At 53.0% G+C, this 25,452-nt stretch carries 18 protein-coding genes, 13 tRNA genes and 3 rRNA genes; 28 read left to right on the plus strand and 6 right to left on the minus strand.

Annotation, left to right across the window (positions count from 1 at the left end; genetic code table 11):
• Positions 1–18: 18 nt before the first annotated feature.
• A complete protein-coding gene (locus MKY86_RS02615; protein ID WP_076081929.1) occupies positions 19–459 on the plus strand; it encodes a HEAT repeat domain-containing protein in 441 nt (146 codons plus the stop codon).
• Between the two features lie 105 nt (positions 460–564).
• Positions 565–1,137 carry a hypothetical protein gene (locus MKY86_RS02620; protein WP_076081928.1) on the plus strand — a complete coding sequence of 191 codons (573 nt, stop codon included), beginning with the start codon at positions 565–567 and terminating at the stop codon, positions 1,135–1,137.
• A 137-nt stretch (positions 1,138–1,274) separates the two neighbouring features.
• Here MKY86_RS02620 and MKY86_RS02625 read toward each other — a convergent pair whose 3' ends face one another.
• Positions 1,275–2,813 (minus strand): acyl-CoA synthetase, encoded by a 1,539-nt coding sequence (locus MKY86_RS02625; protein ID WP_076081974.1) that lies wholly within the window; start codon positions 2,811–2,813, stop codon positions 1,275–1,277.
• Positions 2,814–3,094: 281 nt separating this feature from the next.
• On the opposite strand from MKY86_RS02625, the gene MKY86_RS02630 reads away from it, so the two are divergent.
• Entirely contained in the window at positions 3,095–3,652 is a 558-nt protein-coding gene (locus MKY86_RS02630; protein WP_340825996.1) for a GNAT family N-acetyltransferase, read from the plus strand.
• A gap of 107 nt (positions 3,653–3,759) precedes the next feature.
• Positions 3,760–4,476, plus strand: coding sequence for a hypothetical protein (locus MKY86_RS02635; RefSeq protein ID WP_076081927.1), 717 nt, complete (start codon positions 3,760–3,762; stop codon positions 4,474–4,476).
• A 90-nt stretch (positions 4,477–4,566) separates the two neighbouring features.
• Here the strand turns inward: MKY86_RS02635 and MKY86_RS02640 are convergent, their stop codons facing one another.
• On the minus strand, positions 4,567–4,692 hold the full coding sequence (locus MKY86_RS02640; protein WP_076081926.1) for a DUF4023 family protein: 126 nt from the start codon (positions 4,690–4,692) through the stop codon (positions 4,567–4,569).
• 400 nt (positions 4,693–5,092) lie between these two features.
• On the opposite strand from MKY86_RS02640, the gene MKY86_RS02645 reads away from it, so the two are divergent.
• The 18 genes from MKY86_RS02645 (at position 5,093) to MKY86_RS02730 (ending at position 14,015) form a co-directional block, all read left to right on the plus strand.
• Positions 5,093–6,653: ribosomal RNA gene (locus MKY86_RS02645) — 16S ribosomal RNA — on the plus strand.
• 256 nt (positions 6,654–6,909) lie between these two features.
• Positions 6,910–9,839: ribosomal RNA gene (locus MKY86_RS02650) — 23S ribosomal RNA — on the plus strand.
• A gap of 77 nt (positions 9,840–9,916) precedes the next feature.
• A 5S ribosomal RNA gene (rrf, locus tag MKY86_RS02655) occupies positions 9,917–10,033 on the plus strand.
• Together the 16S, 23S and 5S rRNA genes with 13 tRNA genes alongside form the textbook arrangement of a ribosomal RNA operon.
• A 51-nt stretch (positions 10,034–10,084) precedes the next feature.
• Positions 10,085–10,160, plus strand: a tRNA-Asn gene (locus tag MKY86_RS02660).
• A gap of 3 nt (positions 10,161–10,163) precedes the next feature.
• Positions 10,164–10,253 (plus strand) — tRNA-Ser (locus tag MKY86_RS02665).
• Between the two features lie 137 nt (positions 10,254–10,390).
• Positions 10,391–10,462 (plus strand) — tRNA-Glu (locus tag MKY86_RS02670).
• Between the two features lie 5 nt (positions 10,463–10,467).
• A tRNA-Val gene (locus MKY86_RS02675) sits at positions 10,468–10,543 on the plus strand.
• A 33-nt stretch (positions 10,544–10,576) separates the two neighbouring features.
• Positions 10,577–10,653 (plus strand) — tRNA-Met (locus tag MKY86_RS02680).
• 73 nt (positions 10,654–10,726) lie between these two features.
• Positions 10,727–10,804: transfer RNA gene (locus MKY86_RS02685), tRNA-Asp, on the plus strand.
• 212 nt (positions 10,805–11,016) lie between these two features.
• Positions 11,017–11,091, plus strand: a tRNA-Gln gene (locus tag MKY86_RS02690).
• Between the two features lie 26 nt (positions 11,092–11,117).
• Positions 11,118–11,193, plus strand: a tRNA-Lys gene (locus MKY86_RS02695).
• 16 nt (positions 11,194–11,209) lie between these two features.
• Positions 11,210–11,293 (plus strand) — tRNA-Leu (locus tag MKY86_RS02700).
• Positions 11,294–11,300: 7 nt separating this feature from the next.
• Positions 11,301–11,375, plus strand: a tRNA-Gly gene (locus tag MKY86_RS02705).
• Between the two features lie 10 nt (positions 11,376–11,385).
• Positions 11,386–11,462, plus strand: a tRNA-Arg gene (locus MKY86_RS02710).
• Positions 11,463–11,472: 10 nt separating this feature from the next.
• Positions 11,473–11,546, plus strand: a tRNA-Pro gene (locus tag MKY86_RS02715).
• A gap of 17 nt (positions 11,547–11,563) precedes the next feature.
• A tRNA-Gly gene (locus MKY86_RS02720) sits at positions 11,564–11,634 on the plus strand.
• A 409-nt stretch (positions 11,635–12,043) separates the two neighbouring features.
• A complete protein-coding gene (locus MKY86_RS02725) occupies positions 12,044–12,997 on the plus strand; it encodes a helix-turn-helix transcriptional regulator (protein WP_036731198.1) in 954 nt (317 codons plus the stop codon).
• Positions 12,998–13,172: 175 nt separating this feature from the next.
• Complete coding sequence (locus MKY86_RS02730; RefSeq protein WP_051478491.1) at positions 13,173–14,015, plus strand: hypothetical protein; 843 nt, start codon at positions 13,173–13,175, stop codon at positions 14,013–14,015.
• A gap of 195 nt (positions 14,016–14,210) precedes the next feature.
• Here the strand turns inward: MKY86_RS02730 and katA are convergent, their stop codons facing one another.
• Together katA and glgP are read right to left on the minus strand one after the other, a co-directional pair.
• Positions 14,211–15,665, minus strand: a complete 1,455-nt coding sequence (katA, locus tag MKY86_RS02735; RefSeq protein WP_076078809.1) for a catalase KatA — start codon at positions 15,663–15,665, stop codon at positions 14,211–14,213.
• 349 nt (positions 15,666–16,014) lie between these two features.
• Positions 16,015–17,631, minus strand: a complete 1,617-nt coding sequence (glgP, locus tag MKY86_RS02740) for an alpha-glucan family phosphorylase (RefSeq protein WP_076078818.1) — start codon at positions 17,629–17,631, stop codon at positions 16,015–16,017.
• 292 nt (positions 17,632–17,923) lie between these two features.
• Here glgP and rbsK point away from each other — a divergent pair, with 292 nt between their 5' ends.
• The 6 genes from rbsK (at position 17,924) to MKY86_RS02770 (ending at position 23,564) form a co-directional block, all read left to right on the plus strand.
• On the plus strand, positions 17,924–18,862 hold the full coding sequence (gene rbsK / locus MKY86_RS02745) for a ribokinase (protein ID WP_076078819.1): 939 nt from the start codon (positions 17,924–17,926) through the stop codon (positions 18,860–18,862).
• Between the two features lie 368 nt (positions 18,863–19,230).
• The gene (aroD, locus tag MKY86_RS02750; RefSeq protein WP_076078821.1) at positions 19,231–19,995 is read left to right on the plus strand and encodes a type I 3-dehydroquinate dehydratase; all 765 of its coding nucleotides are present in this window, start codon (positions 19,231–19,233) and stop codon (positions 19,993–19,995) included.
• Between the two features lie 176 nt (positions 19,996–20,171).
• Positions 20,172–20,864: a response regulator transcription factor gene (locus MKY86_RS02755; RefSeq protein WP_076078822.1), complete on the plus strand. Its 693-nt coding sequence runs from the start codon at positions 20,172–20,174 to the stop codon at positions 20,862–20,864.
• Entirely contained in the window at positions 20,861–22,228 is a 1,368-nt protein-coding gene (locus tag MKY86_RS02760) for a sensor histidine kinase (RefSeq protein ID WP_076078824.1), read from the plus strand. Before MKY86_RS02755 ends, MKY86_RS02760 begins: the two co-directional genes overlap by 4 nt.
• Positions 22,225–22,881 carry a PepSY domain-containing protein gene (locus tag MKY86_RS02765; protein ID WP_076078826.1) on the plus strand — a complete coding sequence of 219 codons (657 nt, stop codon included), beginning with the start codon at positions 22,225–22,227 and terminating at the stop codon, positions 22,879–22,881. Before MKY86_RS02760 ends, MKY86_RS02765 begins: the two co-directional genes overlap by 4 nt.
• A 116-nt stretch (positions 22,882–22,997) precedes the next feature.
• On the plus strand, positions 22,998–23,564 hold the full coding sequence (locus tag MKY86_RS02770) for a PepSY domain-containing protein (RefSeq protein ID WP_076078827.1): 567 nt from the start codon (positions 22,998–23,000) through the stop codon (positions 23,562–23,564).
• A gap of 55 nt (positions 23,565–23,619) precedes the next feature.
• Here the strand turns inward: MKY86_RS02770 and MKY86_RS02775 are convergent, their stop codons facing one another.
• A complete protein-coding gene (locus tag MKY86_RS02775) occupies positions 23,620–24,390 on the minus strand; it encodes a MerR family transcriptional regulator (protein ID WP_076078829.1) in 771 nt (256 codons plus the stop codon).
• Between the two features lie 240 nt (positions 24,391–24,630).
• Positions 24,631–25,383: a 3'-5' exonuclease gene (locus MKY86_RS02780; RefSeq protein WP_036731217.1), complete on the minus strand. Its 753-nt coding sequence runs from the start codon at positions 25,381–25,383 to the stop codon at positions 24,631–24,633.
• Positions 25,384–25,452 lie beyond the last annotated feature (69 nt).

The raw sequence follows: 25,452 nt of genomic DNA on the forward strand, positions 1-25,452 counted from the left end.
AGAAGGGGATTGTAACGCTTGAATAATGAAGAAGTAATCCAAGAGCTGCCTGAGAACTATGACGAACTGAAGAAAGCCGCCGGCCGTTCCGCAGACTGGAGAGCGCGTCTTGAAGCGGTAGAAGAGCTGGGCCGCTACAACCACAAACAAATTATTGATATCCTTAATCGCCTGATGATCAGCGATCCTGTATATACCGTGCAAGAAGCCGCATATAACAAGCTGGTGGCTTTTGGCGAAGAGGTCAAGGTTCCATCGAAGAACAAAGCTGAACTGTTCAAAGGGGTATCCAAGATTATTCTGCGGATTAAGAAAAGTCTGCCTAAGGACCATTCTTACGAAGAGTTCAAAGAAAAGCTGAAGAAGATGCGGGTTGATGTCTACGATGCCTATGAAGGCGAGAAGGGCGCGGATTTCGATCAGTGGCTGGAGAAGATGTGGGCTTCGGCTGCCAAGTAAGTAACCAATCTCAAATAACATAGCACATTAGCATGGCAGCACCAAGCGGAGAGATAGGGGCGTTCCTTATCGCTCCGCTATATTTTTGTGAGAAAGGATGATTACATGCTTACCGGTACATTTCAGGAATTCCTTAAGCTGTCCACGCAGCTGCGTCCCGGGTACACCGCCAGTCTGGGGAAGGCTCCGGAAGGGGGCAGTGATGCGATATTAGAGTTTACACCCGAAGTTCCTGCGCTTCTGCGGGCGGTCTATGATACAGTTCTTGGAACAGGCGGCGCCGAGGAAGATCCCAGTCTGCTGGAGTTCATTCCGGGCTACCGGCTGATTCATATCGGGGAATACGGCCATGAAGTGAAGATACTGTCAGGGATTCTGCAGGAGAAGGGATATACCGGCGGTGGAACCGTGTTGCCGCTGCTGACGAACTATGGAAGTGATTATATCTGCTACTACCGCTCTGAAGAAGGCGTGGAACGGATCTGCGATCTGCTGCACGACTACGGAGATTTGGTGGTAATGTACGATTCGCCGGAGAAGTTCCTGGAGACGTTGTGCGAATTCTATAAGCAGGAGGTTTATTTTCTGGATGAGGAAGGCTATCTGGACTGCGATCTGGTAAAAGAAGGCGAAGTAGGCACAGCGCTCAACCCGGATGCGGAGTATTGGTCCGAGTAAAGTACGCACTGCACGCTTAGGTGTCCAAAAACACAAAAATCCCCGTCCTGCATCACTGTAGGAACGGGGATTTTAAGGTTCTAAGCTGGTGGGGAGAGCTACCTGCTTGTAGTACTCCCTTGACTGAAGAGCTTCTGCTACTGGTTAGCCTTCTTCTCATGCTCACGCAGCTCGATTCTGCGGATCTTCCCGGAAGTGGTCTTCGGCAGATCTGTAATGTATTCGATTTTTCGCGGATACTTGTAGGGAGCGGTCTGCTCCTTGACATGGGCTTGCAGCTCTTTGGTCAGCTCCGGTGTTCCGGCATGGCCGTCCTTGAGTACGATAAAAGCTTTGACGACTGACCCGCGGATCTCATCCGGGCTTGCGACCACGGCACATTCCTTAACGAGGGTATGCTTCATCAGCGCCTCTTCGACCTCGAACGGCCCGATCGTGTAGCCCGAGCTGATGATGATGTCATCGCCGCGCCCCTCGAACCAGAAATAGCCGTCCTCATCCTTGCGCGCCCGGTCGCCGGTTACAAAATATTCTCCATGCGAGCAGTTCGCTTTGCGCTCAGGGTCTTTGTAGTAGTTCTGGAACAATGCAGGCATGCTCAGATGTACGGCGATATCACCGACCACTCCGGCCGGCAGCGGATGTCCAGCCTCGTCGATCACCTCGACAATGCCCGGAGCAATCGATTTGCCCATGGAGCCGACCCGGATCGGTTCATCCTTCAGCGCTGCGATGATGAGTGTGCTCTCCGTTTGTCCGTAGCCGTCACGGATTGTAATATTGAAGTGTTGCTGGAATGTATGAATAACTTCCTGATTCAGCGGCTCACCGGCGGATACAGCGCAGCGCAGATTGGACAGGTCGTATTCTGCAAGACCTTCGGTCTTCGCCATCAGGCGGTATTCAGTCGGAGTGCAGCATAATACCCGGATCTTCTCGTCTTGCAGCAGCTGCAGGTAGCGCTCCGGATGGAAGGCTCCGTTATAGACGAAGCCAGTTGCCCCGTTGCCGAGTACCGTCAGGAATGGACTCCAGATCCACTTCTGCCAGCCCGGTGCAGCTGTAGCCCAGACCGTATCTGATTCACGGATATCGAACCAGAGAGAGGAAGTGATCCGCAGATGGGCATATCCCCAGCCATGCGTGTGAACTACTGCTTTGGGATTGCCGGTGGTTCCGGAGGTATAGGCCAGAATGGCGATATCATCGCGGCGGCTGGCAACCGTAGGGTAAGAATCAGCTTGTCCTTCCATTAGACCTTCCAGGTCAATCCAGCCTTCTTCAGCCTCAGCCTCACCGCTGGAGACGGACAAGCGGTAGTCCAGTGCGGGCAGATCGTCGGAGATTTTGTTCACTTCTCCGGTAACCTCAGACCAGACAATAACAGCCCGCGCTTCGGAATGGCGCAGCCGGTACGAGAGATCCTTCGCCCGCAGCATTTCAGACGAAGGAATAACAGCCAGTCCCAGCTTCAGGCAGGCCAGATATATCGCATAGGCGATGATGCGGCGGGGGACCATGACCAGGACCCGGTCGCCTTGCGTAAGTCCGAGACCGGCCAGTCCGCCGGCGAGACGGTTAGCCTGAGCCATGAGCGCACCATAGGTGATTTGCTCCAGGCTCCCATTTTCATGTAACCATTTAATTGCAAGCTTATCTTCAGGATGCTGCTCCATTTCCGAAGTGAGATTGTAGAATTCAGGTGCGATCCAACGTTGATTATCCAAATGAACCTCTCCTATATAAGTGTGATGATGTATCTGTTGACTACAGTATAGCACGTTCTCCTAGTACCAGATGCTAATCGGCACATAGGGAAGCGGAGAATGTTCTGTGACAGTCTTTATTTTGAAGCATCTTGATGCGTACAGAATCCCTGAAGGTATTTTTAACCGGATAAGGGAACCATACATTAGAGTCCTTCGCGCAGCGAAGCGGCAGAAAGCAGGCCATTGCAATGGACGAGAACACAGTGATCGATGAGACATTTATTAATGAAGGAAGTATTAGTGAAGCAGAATTCAATGGAATATTCGCTATCATGGAAGCCTCTTTTCCGGTAAGTGAGCTTAGAACCCGCAGCGGGCAGCAGGCTTTGCTGGATCAGCCGAATTATCATCTGTATACCAGCAAGGATACGGAGGGGCAGATACTGGCTTTTCTGGCGGCATGGGAATTACCCGAACTGCGGTTCATCGAGCATATTGCCGTGAATCCCAAGCGCCGGAGCGGAGGGATCGGCCGCAAGCTGATGAGCAGCTACCTTATGCGTTCGAGCAAGCTGGTGCTGCTTGAGGTTGAGCCGCCGGACGGGGAGCTGGAGCAGAGAAGAATCGGATTCTATGAGCGGCTGGGCTTTTACCTGAATCCCTATGACTATATGCAGCCGCCGTTGCGTACGGGGCAAGCCGATCTTCCGCTGCGCATTATGACCTACCCGGAGCCGGTGACGATGAAGGAGTTCCTCCATTTCAGAGATGTTTTGTACACAGAGGTGTATGGGGTGAGCATTTGAATTACTTCTTTACAATCCGGATACAAGTTAGAAACAAGTTAATGGTTTAATAAGTCTATAGCAAGGAACACACACAACAACATCACAACTAAGGGAGACGATATTCAATGAAAAGCAAAAAAATGATCATAGCAACGATGGTATTCGGAATGGCCGTTACAGGTTCAGCAGGGGTCTACGCAGGAACGAATATGCAGAAGATCAGCGCTTATCTTAATCACGGAATCGGGTTCAAAGTGAACGGAGCGGCCTATACCCCAGTCGATAACAACGGCAAAACGATGGCGCCAATCACTTATAAGGATACAACGTATCTTCCGGTCCGGGCGATGGCAGATGCACTGAAGGTGCCGGTGACATTCAATGCCTCCACGAATGAAGTTATCCTTGGGACTGGAACAGGGGCCACAGCGCCTGATAATGGTTCATCTGTGAAGCTGACGGCCGTACAGTACAGTGCAGCGCAGAAGGAGCAGATTGCTAAGGCGTTTGCGAACTTCCAAGGCTTTGAAACTGCCTATGCTCCGACGCAGATGGTCAGCGGAGATGCCTTCCAGAAGGTTGCAGGCGGCGATGACGGCGTAAGCTTCCTGTTCAATAAAATGCGTGTAAATGTCTCACCGCGTGACTATTCCGATGGTTATGACAGTAGTACAGTGAAGCTCTCCAATGGAACAGAAGCGAAATGGTACACTCCTTCAGATACGCCAATGCTGACCTTCAAGCTCGCAGACCGTTTTGTAACCATCAGCTCCGCTGACAAAGCTCTTAGCAAAGCACAAATTGAGAAAGTGGCTGTAGGCGTAACGAAACTAAGTAAATAATTACTACTGCTTCTATAGAATAGAATGCAAAAGGGATGTCCGCAGAGCCGTAACTGGCCGCGCAGACATCCCTGCTTTGTTTTGTCACCGTTATTTGTTAGAGCTATGCTGTTTATTGGCCAGTCTTGCTCCGGGAGTTCCTTTACCGCGTTTTCTGTTCTTTAGCGCTTTACGCTGATTCTCCTGGAACTTCTCCACGAATTCATGAGTGTCCATAACAATCCCCCTAGAAGGTTAGATAACGTAGGCTTGAGGCTTCCAAGCATACGTTTAGATATTCGGTTATTCTGTCCATTTGCGGCTAATATCATTCTAAGATGATGGTTATAAAATAATGCTTGTAATGAATCTCTATCCGTGATATATTCTATTTCTGGCCGCGAAACATCAAGTGTTCGCTAGAAAAGAAGTTGAAAAAAGAGCTTGCATTGATCGGCTGGATGTGATATATTATAAGAGTTGCTGGTGACGATAACATCGCTACTAACAACGAGCTTGATCTTTGAAAACTGAACAACGAGTGAGTATCTGGAAATCACTTCGGTGAGATCCAAAATTAGAGAATGTAAATTCTCGTCAGATGTTTCAAAATGAGCAATCGCTCTTTCTAAATACCAATTTGGAGAGTTTGATCCTGGCTCAGGACGAACGCTGGCGGCATGCCTAATACATGCAAGTCGAGCGGAGTTTGAGAGGAAGCTTGCTTCCTTTCAAACTTAGCGGCGGACGGGTGAGTAACACGTAGGCAACCTGCCCTCAAGCCTGGGATAACTACCGGAAACGGTAGCTAATACCGGATAATTTCTTTTTTCTCCTGAGAGAAGAATGAAAGGCGGAGCAATCTGCTGCTTGGGGATGGGCCTGCGGCGCATTAGCTAGTTGGTGGGGTAACGGCCCACCAAGGCGACGATGCGTAGCCGACCTGAGAGGGTGAACGGCCACACTGGGACTGAGACACGGCCCAGACTCCTACGGGAGGCAGCAGTAGGGAATCTTCCGCAATGGGCGCAAGCCTGACGGAGCAATGCCGCGTGAGTGATGAAGGTTTTCGGATCGTAAAGCTCTGTTGCCAGGGAAGAACGTCCGGTAGAGTAACTGCTACCGGAGTGACGGTACCTGAGAAGAAAGCCCCGGCTAACTACGTGCCAGCAGCCGCGGTAATACGTAGGGGGCAAGCGTTGTCCGGAATTATTGGGCGTAAAGCGCGCGCAGGCGGTTATTTAAGTCTGGTGTTTAAACCTTGGGCTCAACCTGAGGTCGCACTGGAAACTGGGTGACTTGAGTACAGAAGAGGAAAGTGGAATTCCACGTGTAGCGGTGAAATGCGTAGATATGTGGAGGAACACCAGTGGCGAAGGCGACTTTCTGGGCTGTAACTGACGCTGAGGCGCGAAAGCGTGGGGAGCAAACAGGATTAGATACCCTGGTAGTCCACGCCGTAAACGATGAGTGCTAGGTGTTAGGGGTTTCGATACCCTTGGTGCCGAAGTTAACACAGTAAGCACTCCGCCTGGGGAGTACGGTCGCAAGACTGAAACTCAAAGGAATTGACGGGGACCCGCACAAGCAGTGGAGTATGTGGTTTAATTCGAAGCAACGCGAAGAACCTTACCAGGTCTTGACATCCAACTAACGAAGCAGAGATGCATCAGGTGCCCTTCGGGGAAAGTTGAGACAGGTGGTGCATGGTTGTCGTCAGCTCGTGTCGTGAGATGTTGGGTTAAGTCCCGCAACGAGCGCAACCCTTGACTTTAGTTGCCAGCAGGTTGAGCTGGGCACTCTAGAGTGACTGCCGGTGACAAACCGGAGGAAGGTGGGGATGACGTCAAATCATCATGCCCCTTATGACCTGGGCTACACACGTACTACAATGGCCGGTACAACGGGAAGCGAAGCCGCGAGGTGGAGCCAATCCCAGCAAAGCCGGTCTCAGTTCGGATTGCAGGCTGCAACTCGCCTGCATGAAGTCGGAATTGCTAGTAATCGCGGATCAGCATGCCGCGGTGAATACGTTCCCGGGTCTTGTACACACCGCCCGTCACACCACGAGAGTTTACAACACCCGAAGTCGGTGGGGTAACCCGCAAGGGAGCCAGCCGCCGAAGGTGGGGTAGATGATTGGGGTGAAGTCGTAACAAGGTAGCCGTATCGGAAGGTGCGGCTGGATCACCTCCTTTCTATGGAGAATCGTCACCTGCAACGGTGACATTCAAATCTTAAATCTAGCCGGTCGGCTAGTTACTCACTCGTTGGTCAGTTTTGAGAGCTCAAACTCTCAAGTAAGAAACTTGATCCTTGAAAACTGGATACCGAAACGAATTTGCGTTTTAGAACATCTTTTAGCTGAAACTTGTGTAAGCAAGTGGAAATAGTTATTAGTTGCTACAAAGTGAAGGTTTTGGATTGTGCAAACAAGCCAAATGCCGGAACGTTGGTTAAGCTACTAAGAGCACACGGAGGATGCCTAGGCGCCAGGAGCCGACGAAGGACGTGGCGAACAACGAAACTGCCTCGGGGAGCTGTAAGCAAGCTTTGATCCGGGGGTGTCCGAATGGGGAAACCCAGCTGTGGTAATTCGCAGTTACTCGTATCTGAATACATAGGATACGCAGAGGCAGACCAGGGGAACTGAAACATCTAAGTACCCTGAGGAAGAGAAAACAATAGTGATTCCGTCAGTAGCGGCGAGCGAACGCGGAACAGCCTAAACCAAGGGGCTTGCCTCTTGGGGTTGTGGGACGTCTCACATGGAGTTACAAAGGAATATGGTAGGTGAAGAGGTCTGGAAAGGCCCGCGATAGAGGTAAAAGCCCTGTAGCCTAAACTGTGTTCTCTCCGAGACGGATCCCGAGTAGTGCGGGGCACGTGAAACCCCGTATGAATCCAGCAGGACCATCTGCTAAGGCTAAATACTACCTGGCGACCGATAGTGAAACAGTACCGTGAGGGAAAGGTGAAAAGCACCCCGGAAGGGGAGTGAAATAGAACCTGAAACCGTGTGCTTACAAAAAGTCAGAGCCCTTTTTATGGGTGATGGCGTGCCTTTTGTAGAATGAACCGGCGAGTTACGTTTAACATGCAAGGTTAAGGTGAGAAGCCGGAGCCGCAGCGAAAGCGAGTCTGAATAGGGCGACTAAGTATGTGGACGTAGACCCGAAACCGTGTGATCTACCCCTGTCCAGGGTGAAGGTGCGGTAACACGCACTGGAGGCCCGAACCCACGCATGTTGAAAAATGCGGGGATGAGGTGGGGGTAGCGGAGAAATTCCAATCGAACTCGGAGATAGCTGGTTCTCCCCGAAATAGCTTTAGGGCTAGCCTCGGTGAATGGAGTGGTGGAGGTAGAGCACTGATTGGGTGCGGGGCCCGCAAGGGTTACCAAGCTCAGTCAAACTCCGAATGCCATTTACTTCTTGCCGGGAGTCAGACAGTGAGTGCTAAGATCCATTGTCAAAAGGGAAACAGCCCAGACCATCAGCTAAGGTCCCCAAGTGTGTGTTAAGTGGGAAAGGATGTGGAGTTGCACAGACAACCAGGATGTTGGCTTAGAAGCAGCCACCATTGAAAGAGTGCGTAATAGCTCACTGGTCGAGTGACTCTGCGCCGAAAATGTAACGGGGCTAAACACACCACCGAAGCTATGGCTAGATACTTTGTATCTGGGGTAGGGGAGCGTTGTATATACGTTGAAGGTGTACCGTAAGGAGCGCTGGAGAGTATACAAGTGAGAATGCCGGTATGAGTAACGAAAAGATCAGTGAGAATCTGATCCGCCGAAAGCCCAAGGTTTCCTGAGGAAGGCTCGTCCGCTCAGGGTAAGTCGGGACCTAAGGCGAGGCCGACAGGCGTAGTCGAAGGACAACAGTTTGAAATTACTGTACCACCGTAATCCGCTATGAGCGATGGGGTGACGCAGGAGGGTAGTGACGCGGACTGATGGATGTCCGTCTAAGCAGTGAGGCTGGTGTGTAGGCAAATCCGCACATCGTTAAGGCTGGGCTGTGATGGGGAGCGAAAATTGTAGTAGCGAAGGTCATGATCTCACACTGCCAAGAAAAGCCTCTAGTCAGGAGAAGGTGCCCGTACCGCAAACCGACACAGGTAGGCGAGAAGAGAATTCTAAGGCGCGCGGAAGAACTCTCGTTAAGGAACTCGGCAAAATGACCCCGTAACTTCGGGAGAAGGGGTGCCTCGGTAGGGTGAATAGCCCGAGGGGGCCGCAGTGAAAAGGCCCAAGCGACTGTTTAGCAAAAACACAGGTCTGTGCGAAGCCGTAAGGCGAAGTATACGGGCTGACGCCTGCCCGGTGCTGGAAGGTTAAGGGGAGCGGTTAGGGGTTAAACCCGAAGCTGTGAACCGAAGCCCCAGTAAACGGCGGCCGTAACTATAACGGTCCTAAGGTAGCGAAATTCCTTGTCAGGTAAATTCTGACCCGCACGAATGGCGTAACGACTTGGGCGCTGTCTCAACGAGAGATCCGGTGAAATTTTAATACCTGTGAAGATGCAGGTTACCCGCGACAAGACGGAAAGACCCCATGGAGCTTTACTGCAGCTTGATATTGAATTTGGGTACGATCTGTACAGGATAGGTGGGAGCCGTGGAGGCAGGAGCGCAAGCTTCTGCGGAGGCGCCGTTGGGATACCACCCTGATCGTATCTAGGTTCTAACCTAGTGCCCTTAGCGGGTACGGGGACCGTGTCAGGCGGGCAGTTTGACTGGGGCGGTCGCCTCCTAAAGAGTAACGGAGGCGTTCAAAGGTTCCCTCAGAATGGTTGGAAATCATTCGCAGAGTGCAAAGGCATAAGGGAGCTTGACTGCGAGACCTACAAGTCGAGCAGGGACGAAAGTCGGACTTAGTGATCCGGTGGTACCGCATGGAAGGGCCATCGCTCAACGGATAAAAGCTACCCTGGGGATAACAGGCTTATCTCCCCCAAGAGTCCACATCGACGGGGAGGTTTGGCACCTCGATGTCGGCTCATCGCATCCTGGGGCTGAAGTAGGTCCCAAGGGTTGGGCTGTTCGCCCATTAAAGCGGTACGCGAGCTGGGTTCAGAACGTCGTGAGACAGTTCGGTCCCTATCTGTCGTGGGCGCAGGAAATTTGAGAGGAGCTGTCCTTAGTACGAGAGGACCGGGATGGACGTACCGCTGGTGCATCAGTTGTTCCGCCAGGAGCATGGCTGAGTAGCTACGTACGGACGGGATAAGCGCTGAAAGCATCTAAGCGTGAAGCCCCCCTCAAGATGAGATTTCCCAAGTCAGTAAGACCCCTTGAAGACGACGAGGTAGATAGGTTGGAGGTGGAAGTGCAGCAATGCATGGAGCTGACCAATACTAATCGGTCGAGGGCTTATCCAAATTTCTAACACGCAGATTCGTTTCGGATTCAGTTTTCAGGAATCAAATTCCTGAAGCATTTACGCTGTAAATGCCCGTTTGGTGGCGATAGCGGAGGGGTTCCACACGTACCCATCCCGAACACGACCGTTAAGCCCTCCAGCGCCGATGGTACTTGGACCGAAGGGTCCTGGGAGAGTAGGACGCCGCCAAGCGGACCATCCACACACATTGTGGTATTTTTTTTGTCCTAATTGGTTACATATTCCCTGATAGCTCAGTTGGTAGAGCACTCGACTGTTAATCGAGTTGTCACAGGTTCGAGTCCTGTTCGGGGAGCCATATGGAGAGGTGTCCGAGTTTGGCCGAAGGAGCACGATTGGAAATCGTGTAGGCGCCACAAGCGTCTCGAGGGTTCGAATCCCTCTCTCTCCGTAGCGTTACTTCCCTGAATAGGGATGAGAACCCTCAGTGGTTCGTTGGAGCCTAAGCTTCGATAGCACTACATCTCAATCTCGTAACGAAGTGAAGAGTATCCCTCTCTCTCCGTAGCAATACTTTTTACACAGCATGGCTCGTTGGTCAAGGGGTTAAGACACCTCCCTTTCACGGAGGTAACATGGGTTCGAATCCCATACGAGTCATATATGGAGGCTTAGCTCAGCTGGGAGAGCATCTGCCTTACAAGCAGAGGGTCGGGGGTTCGAACCCCTCAGCCTCCACCATCTATCTTTAACCGAATAGATTTTATTCAATGACGCGGGGTGGAGCAGCCCGGTAGCTCGTCGGGCTCATAACCCGAAGGCCGCAGGTTCAAATCCTGCCCCCGCAACCAATCCCCACAAAGTGAAGAGATGCTCTGTAGCATATTCCGAATACTTTCCGGGGGCCCCAAAACCTTTTATTCTGGAACCGTGGTGTAGTTGGCCTAACATGCCTGCCTGTCACGCAGGAGATCGCGGGTTCGAATCCCGTCGGTTCCGCCATTTTAGTGGCGTAAGGGATGAGAAATCCCTGGGTTCGTTGAAGCATAGGCATCGTAAGGAATACTTCGCAATCTCGTAACGGAGTGAAGAGTATCCCGCCCTGTTCCGCCATTTTAATGGCGTAAGGGATGAGAAATCCCTGGATTGAGCATCCTATATCTCGAAGTATAGAGTATCCATCCGATTCCGTAGTATTTTGCTAATTATAATATTGGGGATTAGCCAAGCGGTAAGGCAACGGACTTTGACTCCGTCATTCATAGGTTCGATTCCTATATCCCCAGCCATCTTTTTTGGATTGTTTCTCTTATGAGAGCCATTAGCTCAGTTGGTAGAGCACCTGACTTTTAATCAGGGTGTCGAAGGTTCGAGTCCTTCATGGCTCACCATTTTCTTGTAACGTGTGCGCGTGTGGCGGAATGGCAGACGCACCAGACTTAGGATCTGGCGTTTCACGACGTGGGGGTTCAAGTCCCTTCACGCGCACCATGTTTTTGCGGACGTGGCTCAGCGGTAGAGCATCGCCTTGCCAAGGCGAGGGTCGCGGGTTCGATTCCCGTCGTCCGCTCCATATAGATTTTGCGCCCTTAGCTCAGCTGGATAGAGCGTTTGACTACGAATCAAAAGGCCGGGAGTTCGAATCTCTCAGGGCGCGCCATTTTTATTAACGGGATGTAGCTCAGCTTGGTAGAGCACCTGGTTTGGGACCAGGGGGTCGCATGTTCAAATCGTGTCATCCCGATATTTCATTTCACCTATGCGGGTGTAGTTCAATGGTAGAACTTCAGCCTTCCAAGCTGATAGCGTGGGTTCGATTCCCATCACCCGCTTATATCTGTATCACGTGAGTCTGTCATCCCTATGGGGAAGGCGGACTTTTTTTGCTATTTGGAAATGTATGCGAAAAACGGAACACAATGTGATGGAGGGAAGGTGAATGACCGAATGTAATCGAAAAACCGAACACATAGAAAGCAGAGTATCTGTGAGCCAGAGCGCTAAGGGCTGTAGCTGTCAAATGGCCGTCAGAAGTCAGGGAGATGGAGAAAAGTGAGCTTCGTATACGAGTGGTATAGAGGCACCAGTAGTATCATTCACCCGCTAGGGTGATTTTGTTGTAAGGGCCCGGATGTTGCAATAGTATGGGAGGGCGTTATGTTTCTATAGAACTGATATAGTATAACTATTGGACTATTGGATCATAGGCAACACTTACTTGGAAGCTGAGGAGCATTTGTTATGACAGACAAAGTAATACGGATTTTCAGAATCATTAACGCCATTCAGTCGAACCCGGGGATTACCGCAGCAGACTTGGCCTTTAGGTGCGAGGTGAATATTAGAACGATCTACAGGGATCTTGAGGTGATCAGCCACTTTGCACCGGTTACGAATGAGGGAAGAGGCACGGGCTACCGGTTCATGGGTAAATTCTTTTTATATCCGCTGGATTTCTCGGAGCAGGAGTCGCTGGCGTTCTCTTTGCTGCCTTCTGTGCTGAATCCGGATAGAATCCCGCCGGGTTTTCATTCTGCTTATGACAAGGTGATGGGGACTCATCTGAAGGAGAAATCGCGGCAGAATGGCCTGCTGGAGAATATCGCGGATATTATTCAAATGGGTACCCCGGCCTACCGCAAGGAGAGCCGGAACTTCCTGCAGCCGCTTATTGGAGCCATTCTGGAGCAGCGCAGCATCCGGACGGTATATCACTCGCAGTCACGCAACGCCACTACAGCGCGGAAGATTGATCCTTATTATCTGATCCCGCGGGATCAGCGCTTTTATCTGATTGGTTATTGCCATCTGAAGGGCGCAATTCGTACGTTCCGGATCAGCCGGTTTGAGCAGGTCGAGATGACGGCTTCCACTTTTGATAAGGGAAATTTCAATATTAAAAAATATCTGAAAAATACCTGGTCGATCAACCGGGGGACCCGGAATGTCACGTTCAAGGTACGGTTCGATCCGGAGGTGGCGCGTTACATTAAGGAAGAGGAGCTGTTCGTACAGCCGCGGATGAGCGAAGAATGCGATGGAACGCTGCTGTTCGAGGTCACGGTTAACAATGAGAAGGAGTTCATCAAGTGGATTCTGCAGTATGGCCCGAATGCTGAGATTCTAGAGCCGGAGTCGGCCAGGGAGCGCTTGAAAGAGCAACTGGAGCAGTGGCTGGATGTGTATCAGCAGTAGCCGCAGACTACATTATTACATAATATGGAATAAAAATGTCGAAAAGGTTAGATTGAATAGCTCAACTGGAGAATAAAGGCTTTTTTAGAGATATATATGTCGGGAATGAATTGACCGGAGCGGTGAAGCAGGTTATTATTGGAATATAATGGAATGATAGGAGGCAAGATAGAAATTGCTGGAACTGGATGGGATGAATGAAGACTCTTTGACAGACATGCTTAAAGTCTCGTTCTCATGGGAGAACTGGACGGCAATTCTCGAGATTTCAGACAAGCTCTTTGAACTTGCAGTTCTAACCTACGGCTCCCATCGACAGGGTGCAAAGAAGTATTATTTGAAAAAAAATATAGCGTATTATCTCGGTTACAGTGCGTGCATGAAGGGGATTGCCTATCAAAAGCTCGGTAACCTCGCTGAATCAAGAAAGTGTATAGGTTTGTATTCGGATTTGAGCTGGATCACGGATGTGGATCAGGAAGCTGCCGTAGAAGTGGAATACTACAGGAACATTGCGATTGCCAACACCTTCGTCATTGATCTGCTGGAAGGAAAGGTTGAAGTACTCCCTGATTATGTTGAATTCATTCGCACAGGGGACCAGGAGGAACTGCTTGCCTGCTTGATTACTGTGCTGGAATCGGCCATTAAGTACAACTTTTCTATCGACTGGGTACTGGATGAATTCAATGAGCCATTGAAGGAACTAAGCTGCAGAGAGAAGCAGGAAGATATCAGATACTACATAGACTACATGCATCTTAGTGCAATTTATTTGTATAAAAGGGAGAAAATTCATGATGCAATTAATCTGACTCTCTATATTTTGGTAATAAGTAGTAAACTTTATGACGGGACAGGCTTTAGGAAGATTGTGTCGTTTTATGAACATATCCGAAGCCATGCGACCGCAGAACAACAAGAATCTTATCAAAATGTAATGAAAAATATCTTAGAGAGGGAGTTTTTAAAAGATGAAAAAGGCGATCTCGTTATTAACAGCCGTATTGCTGATTAGTGCAAGCGTAGTGGTAACAACGGCAAGCGCAGGCGGCCACTTATCCGCATCCTCTGGCAATATCTCTATTAACAATCACGGAGCAGGCCACTAGTCTAAAATCTCTCTGTCTCATGAATCTGGAAATATAAACTGCATATCATGCAAAAAAGGGGTAAGCGACGATGCTTATCCCTTCTTTGCTGTGGATAGAGGTTACTCTGTTACAGCCAAACCCAGTCCTTCTGCAATTCGCCGGCCAAACTCCGGATCGGCTTTGTAGAAGTGGCCAATCTGGCGGAGCTTGATCTCCTCGGACTCCACTGGAGTCATCGCGCCGACAATATTGCTCACGAGCCGGGCACGCTCCTCTTCACTGAGCAGACGGTACAGGTCACCCGGCTGAGTGTAGTGATCGTCATGGTCATAAGACACGCTGTCTGCCTGGCCGGAGACTTCAAAAGCAGCCGCTTTATGCGGCGCTGACTCGGTTGCCCCGCCGGCGCTGTTGGGCTCGTAGTAGACGGAGCCTCCCCCGTTATTCGTAGCATTCATCGCGCCGTCGCGCTGATTATTGTTGACCTCTGCGATAGGCCGGTTAATCGGCAGGTGGTTATGGTTCGCTCCTACCCGGTAGCGGTGGGCATCCCCGTATGCGAACAGGCGGCCCTGAAGCATTTTATCTGGAGAAGCTTCTATGCCTGGAACGAACGAGCCGGGGGAAAAGGTAGCCTGCTCCACTTCGGCGAAGTAATTCTCAGGATTGCGGTCCAGCACCATGCGGCCTACCTCAATCAACGGATAATCCTTCTGCGACCACACCTTGGTGACATCAAACGGATCGAAGCGGTAGGTGTCGGCATCCTCCACAGGCATAATCTGCACATGCAGCCTCCAGGCCGGGAAGTCTCCAGTATCAATGGCGTTGAACAAATCCGCTGTATGATAATCCGGGTTCTCCCCGGCTAGCTGTGCTGCCAGCTTAACATCGAGGTTCTTGACGCCCTGCTCTGTCTTGAAGTGATATTTCACCCAGACGGCTGCGCCTTCAGCATTCACCCACTTGAACGTATGGCTGCCGAAGCCATGCATATGGCGGAGAGTAGCCGGGATGCCGCGGTCGGACATCAGAATCGTCACCTGGTGCAGAGACTCGGGGGAGAGGGACCAGAAGTCCCAGACGGCATTCGGGTTCTTCAGATGGGTCTGCGGATGGCGCTTCTGGGTATGGATAAAGTCAGGGAACTTGATGGCATCACGGATGAAAAAGACAGGCGTGTTATTGCCGACCAGGTCGTAGTTGCCTTCCTCAGTGTAGAATTTCACAGCAAAGCCGCGCGGATCGCGCACAGTATCGGATGAACCCAGCTCCCCGGCTACGGTAGAGAAACGGATGAACATCGGGGTGCGTTTGCCGACCCCCGACAAGAAGGCAGCCTTCGTATATTGGGAGAGATCATTGGTGACTTCAAAATAACCATGGGCACCGGCGCCTTTGGCATGAACGACACGCTCAGGCACACGTTCACGGTTAAAGTGGGCCAGCTTCTCCAGCAGATGGATATCCTGCAGCAGCACGGGGCCACGGGCACCGGCGGTCATTGAATTCTGGTTGTCACCTACGGGGGCGCCCCAGCTTGTCGTTAGCTTGTTGTTATTGTTTGTGGTCATGAACACAATCACCTCGTATAGGATTTGATTTTAGATTAAGTATAAATATTATAATAGCAAGAATTTAAATAAAATCAATCTTTTTTTATAATTATTATAATTAAGTGTATGCGGGAGAAGATAGATTCATGATATGAGCGATGGTCTGCGGGTGAGAAATAAAGCTCCATTAAGAGCAGCGGGAAGATGGGCATAATGAGGCCGGATGAAGCTACAAGTAGCGGTATGGGAAATGTCAGGAGGGCCTAAAAAACTCCCGCCCGCAGCAGCGGACAGGAGGGGGGATTCGTGAACAGTAACGGAGCAGCAGCAACTGGATGCGGGTGACAGGAGCAAAAACTACCGTAAGTTAGCTTGGGATATACATACGGTTATAGTATTCATCCAGCATGCGCTTGGTGGCGAACTCGGTGCGGGTGGTCTCGATGCTGCGGTGCATCATCTGCACCCACTTCGCCTGATCCTCATAGAAAACCGGGAGGACGCGGTTCAGAAGGGTCTCGTACAGTGCATCGCTGTCATGCTGGTCAAGCACCGCAAAGTCGGTAGTCTCGAAGCCGCCGCCGATCTGCCAGCCGTTCTCGCCGTCGATGCAGGCTTCCGGCCACCAGCCGTCCAGGATGGAACAGTTCAGGACGCCGTTCATGGCGGCCTTCATCCCGGAGGTTCCGCTGGCTTCGAGCGGTCTGCGCGGATTATTCAGCCAGATGTCAGAGCCGCGGGTCAGCTGGGCTCCGATGGTCATATCGTAGTTCTCCAGGAAGACTACGCTCTTCGGATATTTGCGCATCATGGCTACAAGGTTGCTGACGATCCGCTTGCCGTTGTCGTCCAGCGGGTGCGCCTTGCCGGAGAAGACAATCTGAATCTTGCCGCTCTCCAGGTACGGCTCTATAATATCCGGCCGGGAGAAAATCAAGTCACTGCGCTTGTAGGGAGCGGCGCGGCGGGAGAACCCGATCAGCAGATGCTCTGGATTCAGGGCGATGCCGGAGCGTTCTTCAATAAAGCTGATCAGCTCCTGCTTGATCTCCTTGTGGACGGCCCACAGGTCGCCGCCCTCCTCAAAAGCACGGGTCATCCGCTCATCTACCCAGGTAGGGGTGTGAATCGCATTGGTGATGCCGATGATCTCGGATCTGCCGGCGACTTCCTTCCACATGGTGTTCGCGGTGTCGGCATGAAGCTGAGCCACTGCATTCGAGATTCTCGACAGCCGCAGACCGGCAACTGTCATGTTGAACGGCTCTCCGCCGATCCGCTCCATCTGGGCGCGGGTTAGGCTGTTGAAGGCTCCCATGTATTCCAGACGATCCAGCGGATGTGTCTCGTTGCCTTCCTTGATCGGTGTATGTGTAGTGAACACAACCTCTTCCCGTGTAGCCTTCCAGGCTTCTTCAAAGGTACTGCCGCCGGACATCTTCTCCCGGATCAGCTCGATTGCAGCGAGCGCCGCATGTCCCTCGTTGAAGTGATAGACATCGATCTTTATTCCTAGAGCGCGCATGGCTTTGACGCCGCCGATGCCAAGAACGATCTCCTGGGCAATTCGCTCCTCCCCGAACCAGCCGTAGAGCTGGCCGGTAATCCAGGCATCACTGTTCTCCGGGATATCGGTGTCGAGCAAATAGAGCGGACGGTTACCGAAATGGTCGGTTCTCCACACTTTGCAGACCACATCGGTCTTTCTGACTTTTACCGTGACCTTGACACCCGTATCTTCCAGGAAGTCGTACACATAGTTGTGGTAAGAGTCGTAGGGGTTGCCGTCCGCATCAATCTTCTGGTCCGTGTAGCCCTGTTTCCATTTGAGTCCGATGGGGATGATGGGTGCCCCGATATCCTGCGCGCCCTTGATGTAATCTCCGGCCAGAATGCCCAGGCCTCCAGCGTACATTTTGAAATCGGAATGCAGTCCATACTCCATGCTGAAATAAGCTACTGACGGTAAGTGGTTCTCGCTCACGTGATAAGCCTCCTAAATGCGATTTAGATAATAACGGGTTGCTGCAGGCTGTATCTAAGATGCAAACGTTTGCTCAATGAGGCAGGACGGGCTCTGGAAGCGATTGCACCATCATTCTAGCATACTTATCCTTAAAAAGCACAGCGGAGTTTCGGTGACAACTGGCTGCCTGCGGAGCCGATAAATAAAATTTGATAAACCTGCCGGAAGGCCATAAGATAAGGGGAGTAAAAATGTACAAGCTTCATCTAAACCATAAAGCAAACAATAAACCAAGTGGTGGTGTAAAGGATTGAGTATAGTCGTAATTGGAAGTCTGAATATGGATATGGTCGTGCGGGCAGAGCGCGCACCGGGGGCGGGTGAGACCCTGTTCGGTCAGGGGTTCGCTCTGTCTCCGGGCGGAAAAGGGGCGAATCAGGCCGTTGCGGCGGCTAGACTGGGCGCGGATGTGACGATGATCGGCAGAGTGGGGAAGGATGCTTTTGGCAGCGGGCTGATGGAGATTATGGAGCAGGAGCGGGTTCATACCGAGTATATCTCGCTGAGTGAATCCCAGGCTACAGGGGTGGCTTCCATTGTGGTCGACGGGTCCGGTGAGAACCGGATCATCGTAGTGCCTGGCGCGAATGTGGAGATGAAGCCGGAGGATATTGAAGCACTTGAGACAGTGATCAGCGGAGCCGGGATCGTGGTGATGCAGCTGGAGACGGATCTGGCGATGTGCGAGGCTGCGGCAGTCCTGGCGTACCGGCATGGGATTCCGGTGATTCTTAATCCGGCTCCGGCCCAGCCGCTGAGCGATGAGCTGCTGCACCATATTACCTACCTGACTCCGAATGAGACAGAGGCGGGGATTCTGGCCGGCATCGCTGTGGAGAGTGTGGAGGATGCAGAGCGTGCTGCCCGGATAATGCTGTCAAAAGGGGTCCGGCACGTCATTGTAACGCTGGGCTCCAAAGGGGCGCTAATCGTGGACGCTGCCGGAAGCCGGCATGTAAAGGGGTTCCCGGTGCAGGCGGTAGATACAGTGGCAGCCGGAGATTCCTTCAACGGGGCGCTGGCCTGGCAGCTGACCTGCGGCAGGACGCTGGAGGAAGCGGTCCGCTTCGCCAATGCAGTGGGTGCGCTGGCGGTGGGTAAGACGGGTGCGATTGCTTCTCTGCCCAGACTTGAAGAGGTGGAGCAGTTCCTGCGGTCAGCTGCTAAGGCGGAGCCACAAGACCTGTAGATCCCAGTAGATTTCGTGTGTGAGATAGAGGAAGCAGATGATGATATATAAGACACACTAAAGAAATTAACGAAAAGCAAAAAGAAGCGGAGGGGAAATTTGAAACTGTAGGAGCGGTAGCGTCCGCCTGAAAGATTTCCGAAGGAAAGCTCGCATCGTAAGCATCAGCTAATCAACGGATTTCAACCGCGAGTAGCGGATTAAATTAAGAAATCTGTTGACGGGCAGCGGCCGGAAGTCCAAATGTTCACCGCAGCGACGACCAAGCTTCCAGTTCAAACCTTAAGTGCGTTTTATATAATAGACAAATTAAGCGGGGAGCGTCAGAGGAAGCTCTGAGACTCCGGGTCCGCTAAGGAGCTGATAGGATGAGCGGTACAGTAACCGTCAAGAATATAACCCTCGGAGAAGGGATGCCCAAAATCTGTGTTCCGCTGGTCGGAACGACGCGGACGGAGCTGCGTGAAGAAGCTGAGGCGCTAATCGCACTGGCGCCGGATGTGGTGGAGTGGCGCAGTGATTTCTTCACGGAGGTGGAAGATATTAATGCCGTAACCCAGGTGCTGGAAGACATTCAGCGCCTGCTGCCGGAGATTCCATTGATCTTCACCTTCCGCAGCGCCAGGGAGGGCGGGGAGAAGGAAATCTCCACCGCCTATTACTTCGAGTTGAACCTGGCTGCGGTAGAGAGCGGACTGGTGGATATTGTGGATGTGGAGCTGTTCCATGAGGAAGCGGAAGTCCGCAAGCTGATTGCCGCAGCGCATGGAAAGGCGGTGTTCGTGATTCTCTCGAATCATGATTTCGACGGGACGCCGTCCGAGGATGAGATTGTCTCCCGGCTGTGCCGGGCGCAGGAGCTGGGCGGCGATCTGCCGAAGATTGCCGTAATGCCGCAAGGACCAGCCGATGTGCTGACCCTGCTGGCGGCGACGAACCGGATGCAGGAGCAGTATGCGGACCGTCCGATCATTACGATGTCGATGGCCGGGGAGGGCGTGATCAGCCGGCTGGCCGGGGAGATCTTCGGCTCGGCGCTGACCTTCGGTGCGGCGCATAAGCCTTCGGCACCGGGGCAGGTGGCAGTCGCCGAGCTGCGCGGTGTGCTGGAGCTGCTGCACCGCAGCTTGTAGCGGCTGCTGGTTCAGACGCAGCAGAAATGAAGATGGATAGGGGTGTTTCCGGCCGGTATTACGGTGGAAGCACCCTTTTGCATATAGAGAGAGATAGCAAATAGCGGGCGGAGTTTGAAACTGTAGCTGCCCATGCCCTACAATGGAGGCAACCAAGTAGAAGGGGCGGAGCGCCGATGACAGAATTGATTCTGGTGGTGGAGGATGAGGTGAGAATTGCCCGTCTGCTGCAGATTGAGCTGGAATGCGAGGGATACCGTGTGTCCATTGCCGGGAGCGGCCATCAGGGGCTGGAGATGTACCAGGAGCAGCAGCCGGATCTGTTATTGCTGGATGTGATGCTGCCTGGATTCAGCGGCATAGAGCTGCTGCGGCGAATCCGGGCGGGTGATCCCGATACGCCGGTGCTGCTGCTTACAGCCAAAAGCTCGGTAGAGGATAAAGTATCAGGCCTGGACCTTGGGGCCAATGATTATATTACGAAGCCGTTTCAAATTGAGGAGCTGCTGGCGCGTGTCCGTGCTGCGCTGCGGCTGGCCTCGGGGCAGAGGAGAGAGGAAGCCGTCAACCCGCTGATTGCAGAGGATCTGGAGCTGAACGAAGCTACGCGGGAGGTGAAGCGGGCAGGCCGGAGTATCGAGCTGACTCCCCGGGAGTTCGACCTGCTGGTCTACCTGCTGAAGAATAAGCGCCAGGTGCTGAACAGGGAACAGATCATGGCTGCCGTCTGGGGATACGATTATTACGGCGATACGAATATTGTGGATGTCTATATCCGCTATGTCCGCAAGAAAATCACGCTGGACCACCAGTCTGAATTGATTCATACCGTGCGGGGCGTTGGTTATGTGCTGAAGGATGCCCCATGAAGCTGCGGAGCACCATTCATCTGTATTCCAGCGTGCTGTTCGCCGTGCTGCTTATTCTCATGAATCTGTTCATCTACGGCGTGTTCAGCCGGATGTCACTAGACAGCCAGCTCGGGCAGGCATCTGCCGAGACGGCCAGAATTGCTGCCGCGATGAAAAAAACGGGAGACGGGGTAACGGCACCGGAGCTGCTCCGGGCATATGTGCCGGTGGAGGGAATGCTGCGGCTGCTCACTGTGGACGGAGGCGGACCGGCGCCGGTCACCTCAACCTCGGGGCAGGAGATCAGCCGGCTGAAGCCGGTCTACCATCCCGGGAAGCAGGCGGAGCGGGTCCGGGTGGACGGACGCTTGTATGCGTTCGTGAGCGTTCCGGTCATCTGGACGGACGGGAACGTCCTGAATGTCCAGATGACCAAAAGTCTGGAGGGCACGATGGATACCTTGCGGGTGCTGCGGCTGGTCCTTGCAGGCGCTACGCTTGCGGTGCTGCTTCCGCTGCTGCTCTCCGGCCGCCTGTTGTCGGGCCTGATTATGCGGCCCATCGTCCAAATGACGGCGACTATGCGGGAGATTCAGCGCAGCGGGAAATTCCGCAGGCTTCCGCTGAAAGCACACTCGAAGGATGAGCTGGTGGAGATGGGGCATACCTTCAACGACATGATAGGCCTCTTAGAGAGCAATTATGTGAAGCAGGAGAAATTCGTGTCGGATGCCTCCCATGAGCTGCGCACACCGCTGACGGTTATTGAGAGCTATGCCAGTCTGCTGAAGCGCAGAGGGCGGGATCACCCGGAGCTGTTCGATGAATCGGTTGAGGCCATCCATTCCGAAGCTGTGCGGATGAAGGAAATGACGGAGCAGCTCCTGCTGCTGGCGAAGCACCCGGAGCAGTGGGATCTGGAGCTGAAGGTGATGGATCTGGAGGAGCTGGTGCGTTCTTCGGCGAAGGCTTTTCATAATGCGTACGGGAGAGAGGTCACGGTTCAGGTCAAGGGGCCGGCTGAGGGCTACAGCGATGAAGCGAAGCTCCGGCAGCTGCTGTTCATCTTCCTGGACAATGCCCGCAAATACAGCGATGAGCAGATAACCGTGCGTATTGAGGCTGCCGGGCAGGAACGGATGATTGTGATTACCGACCGCGGCATTGGAATTCCGCCGGAGGAGCTGCCGAAGATATTCGACCGTTTCTATAGAGTGGATGAGGCGAGAACCCGTGAGAACGGAGGGGCAGGCCTGGGGCTGTCGCTAGCCGCAGAGATCGCGGGGGCGATCGGAGCGGAGCTGTCCATGGATAGTACGGTAGGCCTGGGAACCTCGGTGACGATCCGCATGGCTGCGGACCGCAGGGGAGGTGGACAATGAACCAGCATCCAAGGGACAAGAGCAAAATGTACAAGGCAGTCATAGGTATGGTTGTCTTCCTGCTGCTGGCTTGGGTTGCCTTCCGGATATTCGGGAGGGATTCGGAGCCGCTGTTATCCAGAGATCAGGCGGAGCTGGCTGTGCTGAGCGAATATCCCGGTAAGGTAGACAGTCTGAAGCTGCAAGCCGGAGCTTATGTAGCGGTGCTTCAGACGGAGCAGGGACGGTATGAGCTGAAGCTGGACGGAGTTAGCGGCGAGATTCTCTCCATCGTGCTGTTGAAGCGCGCGGACGAACCGGCGGTGCAGCCTACGTCTGCCGCTACTCCAGCTCCATCTGGCGGAGCTGACGCTACCCCGTCACCAGCACCTACCCCGTCACCAGCACCTACCCCGTCACCAGCACCTACCCCGTCACCAGCACCTACCCCGGCAGCGCAGAGCGTAGTCTCCGAAGCGGAGGCTGTCAGGCTCGCTCTGCTTGAGGTACCGGGGAAGCTGGACGATGTGGATACGGGAATCGATGCGGCGGGCGCTTTTTACCTGGTGGAGATTCATACTTCAGACGGGCGTGAGGCCGTAGTTCAGGTCAACGCAATCTCGGGTCATATTATGTCTGTGACCTGGGAAGAGCCGGATGGGGACGATTCCTAGGGTATCTGTTTACTTTTTTCTCAGCGAATTCTAATGTTGCTCCCGCTGTTCTCTCAGATTGTAGCGTTATAGTTACTACATGAAGCAGCGAAGAATGAACTTAGGAGGCGTTAACATTGAAGACAAAGATAAAGATATGGAGCAGTATCACGGCGGCAGCACTTATTCTCGGAGGCGCTTATGGTATAGGCGAGCTGAAGGGCAGTACGGCAGAAGCAGCCGCATCCGCGAAGAGTCAGAGCAAAACGTTAATTAGTGTAAGCAAAGCCGAGCAGATTGCCTTGAAGGCAGCTCCGGGACAGGTGGAGAGCATCGATCTGGAGAAGAAGGCCAGCGGCACGTTTTACGATATCGAAATTCAGCAAACCAAGCAGGAGATAGATGTCCGGGTAGATGCCTATTCGGGAAAAGTGATCAGCGTGCGCAAGGATGCAGACGATGATGACTCTCATAAGGCAGCTCCGGCCTCAGGCGGCAAGCTGATTACCGCAGGCAAGGCGGCTGAGGTGGCTCAAGCTGCTGTGAAGGGGACGGTCACCGAGATTGATCTGGACCGGGACCATGGAGGAGCTGTCTATGAGGTTGAAGTCAGGAACGGGCAGGTCAAGACAGAAGTAGGTGTCGATGCGTATACTGCCAAGGTTGTGTACACCGATACGGATTCCGACGAGGATGATGATTGATATGTAAAAGAGAGGCAGCCGGATTGAACGGCTGCCTCTTTGCTATGCCAAACTATTACGGCTGCTGCTTCGCTCCAGTATACACATGCACTGCATCCCGCAGGAACGCGGCCATGCCGGGGCGGCGCTGGTCGTAATAAGCGGTGAAGCGCTCATCCTGGGCATACATCTGGGCTACGCCTGCATGGGCTTCCTTGGTGTACGTATCCCAATAGAAGCTGAGCCACTGGCGGTGCAGATCGGCGGCCTTTTGCGCCAGTTCGCTTGCCGAGTCGCCTTCCTCCATCGCCTGCTCCAGTGATGCGAACATATCAGCCTCAAGCTGCTGAAGGTCAGCGTACTGCTCCTCTGTCATATGGCTGAGCTTGCGGTTCGACTGCTCCACAGCTTCCGCGCCGTATTTCTCCCGGATCTCCTGGCCGTACTTCTGCTCGTTATCGTCAATCAGCTTCTGCTTGAAGCCTGCGAATTTCTCCTGATTGCTCATTATACTTCTCCCTTCTGTGTGTGCAATGGTCTGCTCGACGTTCGCGATGAGCCGGTCCAGCTGCTGTCTCCGCTGAAGCAACTGGTCATGGTGCTCACGCAGGGCGCGGGCGCCGTCGAAGGAGGGCGAATGGACAATATCTCTGATCGCCTCCAGGCCGAGGCCCAGTTCCCGGTAGAAGAGAATCTGCTGCAACAGGTCTACCTCAGCCTGGCCGTAGATCCGGTATCCCGAGGAGCTGATTCTGGCCGGCTTCAGAATGCCGAATTCATCGTAATACCGCAAGGTCCGTGCACTGATTCCCGCGAGTGTCCCCAGCTTCTGCACCGTATATTCCATGGTCCAATCTGCCTCCAATCTGTCTTGGCGTATACAGCAGAGAACGGGTTCAAGGCGTTCCCGCCGGGTAAGCGGCCGCTTACAGATCTAACTGTATACTTTGACGTAACGGCAAGGTCAACTCTTAATTTGTATAATAACCAGACAGCAGGGCGGGTAACCGTGTGCTGGAAAAGCAAACAGCGGCAACCGCCCAGGCTATGCCTCGGGAGATTGCCGCTGCTGCGCGGGCATATGGGGTTATTTCTTGCTAAGCTGGGCGGTGAAATACGCCTTAAGCTCTGCCAGCTTCCGGGGGTCCGCCAAGGCATCCTCCGCAGGGAAGTAATGCTCGGCGACCAGCTCCCAGGTGGGGACGATTTTTTGGGCGGTCATTGCTTTGATGGCGATCTTAACCGTCTTGCGTTCCCTGGCGTTCGAGAAGGTATCGACATAGTGCTGGGAACGGCCGAAGTCCAGCTCGCTGAAGACTGCGCGGAAGATCTCCGCCGTCATCTTGGCATCGTCCAGCGCGCGGTGGGCGGAGCCGGAAGGCTCCAGGCCGAATAGGGCCATGGCCCCTTCGACGCTGATGTCGTTACTGAGGCCGCGGGCGCGCAGGACGCCCTTAAGCAGATCGAAGTAGGTGGCCTCCATCCAGTAGGCATCATCCATCTTGTGCATCCGCACATCCTGGATAATCCGCTTCATATCCTCGCCGCCCCAGGTTAAGAGCAGCACGCCGTCAGCACTCTGGTCGAGCCACGCTCTGAAGGCGGTAATGACCTTCGGGAACCGGCTGGCGACGTCGATATCCTCTTGGGGGATGCCGGTTTTTTTCTTGATGAATGAATTCAGGGTGGAGAAGTATATGGGTCTGATTAAGGCTGAGAATTCATCCTTAACCTGCAATGAAGCGTCTAACCGGACCGCTCCGATCTCAATGACCTCCATGGGATGCTCGCTGGCAAATTTGCGGCCGTTGAATTCGATGTCCAGAATAATATAATCCACAGGTAATGCCTCCGTTTCAGTGACTGGCGCCAGGATTGCACGGAAATGCGCCGACCCTTCTATTTTAGC

This window comes from Paenibacillus sp. FSL R7-0333, from assembly GCF_038000365.1.
Classification (GTDB): Bacteria; Bacillota; Bacilli; order Paenibacillales; family Paenibacillaceae; genus Paenibacillus_AQ; species Paenibacillus_AQ silagei.